General features: G+C 76.9%; 1 protein-coding gene. It reads left to right on the top strand.

Going from position 1 to position 2820, the window contains the following annotated elements; all coding sequences use genetic code 11:
* Positions 1–2820, top strand: a 2820-nt coding sequence (locus tag V5O46_RS31500; RefSeq protein WP_332888153.1) for an SDR family NAD(P)-dependent oxidoreductase, incomplete at both ends; no start/stop codon positions are given.

The following is a 2820-nucleotide window of genomic DNA, read 5'->3' as shown; positions in this document are numbered from 1 at the left end:
GAGGACGGCCCGCGCCGCCTCCTCACCTCGCTCGCCGAGGCCGCCGTCCACGGCGTGCCCGTCGACTGGACGGTGGGCTGCCCCGACGGACGCCACGTCGACCTGCCCACCTACGCATTCCAGCGCCGCCGCTTCTGGCCCAGCGGCCCGGTCGCCTCCGATGCCACCGGCCTGGGCCTCACCGGCACCGGGCACCCGCTGCTCGGCGCCGTCACCCCGCTCGCAGGGTCCGGCGGACTGGTGTTCACCGGGCGCGTGCCGGCGGGCACCGAACTGCCGGCCGGCTCCGTGCTCGACCTGGCCCTGCACGCGGCCGACGGCAGGACGCTCGGCGAACTGACCGAGGAGACCCCGCTCGACACCGCCGACGGGGCCCTCCACCTCCAGGTCACCCTGGGCGCGGAGAACGAGGACGGCACCTGCCCGGTCGACGTCCACTCCCGGCCCGCCGACGCCGGCGAGGACCAGCCCTGGACCCGGCACGCGACCGGCGTCCTCCTCCCGCACACCGGCACCGCCCCGGCCGCCGCACCACGGGACGCGGACACCGACGTGACCGTCGAGCTGACCGACGACACCGCCGGCGGCTGGGGCGTACACCCCGCCCTGCTCACCGACGCCCTCGCGGCCGTACGCCCCGGCCTGGTCCCCGGCGCCTGGCACGGCGTCACCCTGCACGCCGTGGGCGCCACCCGGCTGCGGGCACGCCTGCACCCCGCGGGCGAGCACACGTTCACGCTGCACGCCACCGACGACACCGGAGCCCCCGTGCTCACCGTCGACTCGGTGACCCTGCGCCCGCCGGCCACGGCCGGCCCGGGCCGCGACCACGAGCTGTACCGGGTCGAGTGGACGCCCGTGCCGCTGCCTGCGGCCGACGTCGACGGCATCGCCGTGCTCGGCGACCTTCCGCTGCCCGGCTACCCCTCCTGCCCCGACCTGGCCGCCGTCGCCGCCCTGGACACCGTGCCCGGCACCCTGGTGCTGCCGTGCCGGCAGCAGCCGACCGACGACACCGTCGGCGCGGCCCACGCCGGCACCCGGCGCGTGCTGACCGTCCTTCAGGAGTGGCTCGCCGACGAGCGGCTGGCCGGCACCCGGCTGGCCGTCCTCACCCACGGCGCGGTCCCGGTCGAGCACGAGGACGTCACCGACCTCGCCCACGCGCCCGTGTGGGGCCTGATCCGCTCCGCCCGTGCCGAACACCCCGGCAGGCTGGTGCTGGTCGACGTCGACGGCCCCGACGCACTGCAGCAGCTGCCCGCCGTCCTCGCCACCGGCGAGCCCGAGACCGCCGTACGCTCTGGCCGGGTCCTCGCGCCCCGGCTGGTCCGTGCCCCGCGCACCGAGGAGCGCACGAGCGAGGCGGCCCTGTGGCCGTCCGACGGCGTCGTCCTCGTCACCGGCGGCACCGGCACGCTCGGCGCCCTCAGCGCCCGGCACCTGGTGACCGAGCACGGCGTACGCCGGCTCGTCCTGGCCGGTCGGCGCGGCGACGCGGCACCCGAGGCCGTGGCCCTCGCCGACGAACTGCGCGCCCTGGGCGCCGAGGTGACCGTCGCCGCCTGTGACGCCGCCGACCGCACCGCTCTGGCCGCACTGCTCGACCGGATCACCGCCGAGCGCCCCCTGGCCGGTGTCGTCCACGCCGCGGGCGTCCTGGACGACGGCGTCATCGCCTCGCAGACCCCCGAGCGGCTCGCCAAGGTGCTCCGCCCGAAGGTCGACGCCGCCTGGAACCTGCACGAACTGACCGCGCCCCACCGGCCTGCCGTCTTCGTGTTGTTCTCCTCCACGTCCGGTCTCTTCGGGGCGCCCGGACAGGGCAACTACGCGGCGGGCAACGCGTTCGTGGACGCGCTCGCGACACACCGCCGCGCCCAGGGCCTGCCCGCCACGTCCCAGGTGTGGGGCCTGTGGGCGCACGCCAGCGGCATGACCGGCCATCTCGGCACCGCAGACCTGCGGCGCGCGGCCCGCGACGGTGTGGTGCCGCTGCCCACGTCCGACGCGCTCGCCCTGTTCGACCGCGCCACCGCCGGCTCCGCCCCGGTCCTCGTCCCCGCCTGGCTGGACCTCACCTCGTTCGCCACCGGCGTCACCGCCGTACCCGCTCTGATGCGCCGGCTGGTCCGCGGCCCCGTCCGTCGCGCCGCCACCGCGGACGCCGGGCCGGACACCCTGGCCGGAAAGCTCACCGGACTCACCGCCGCGGAACGCGAACGGACCCTGCTCGCCCTCGTCCGCTCGCACGCCGCCGTGGTCCTCGGCCACACCGACGACACCGCGGTGACCCCCGGCCGGGCGTTCAAGGAGCTGGGCTTCGACTCGCTGACCGCCGTCGAACTGCGCAACCGGCTGTCCGCCGCCACCGGGCTGCGCCTGCCCGCGACCCTCGTGTTCGACCACCCCAACCCGCAGGCCATGGCCGGCCACTTGCTCGCCGCACTCCTCGGCGAACCCGCCGGGGAGACGGCACCGGTGGTCGCCGTCGCCCGCCCCGCCGCCGACGACCCCATCGCGATCGTCGGCATGGCGTGCCGGTACCCCGGCGGAGTGACCTCGCCCGAGGAGCTGTGGCGCCTTCTGGCCGACGAGCGCGACGCGCTCACCCCGTTCCCGGACGACCGGGGCTGGGACCTCGCGGGCCTCTTCCACCCGGACCCCGAGCACGCGGGCACGTCGTACGTGCGGGAGGGCGGCTTCCTCGCGGACGTCGCCGGGTTCGACGCCGACTTCTTCGGCATCAGCCCGCGTGAGGCGCTGGCGATGGACCCGCAGCAGCGGCTCGCCCTGGAGACCGCCTGGGAGGCCGTCGAA

Source organism: Streptomyces poriticola (genome assembly GCF_036689765.1).
Taxonomy (GTDB): Bacteria; Actinomycetota; Actinomycetes; order Streptomycetales; family Streptomycetaceae; genus Streptomyces; species Streptomyces poriticola.
Note: the sequence above shows the minus strand (reverse complement) of the source record. Positions and strands in the feature narration are given on the sequence as shown.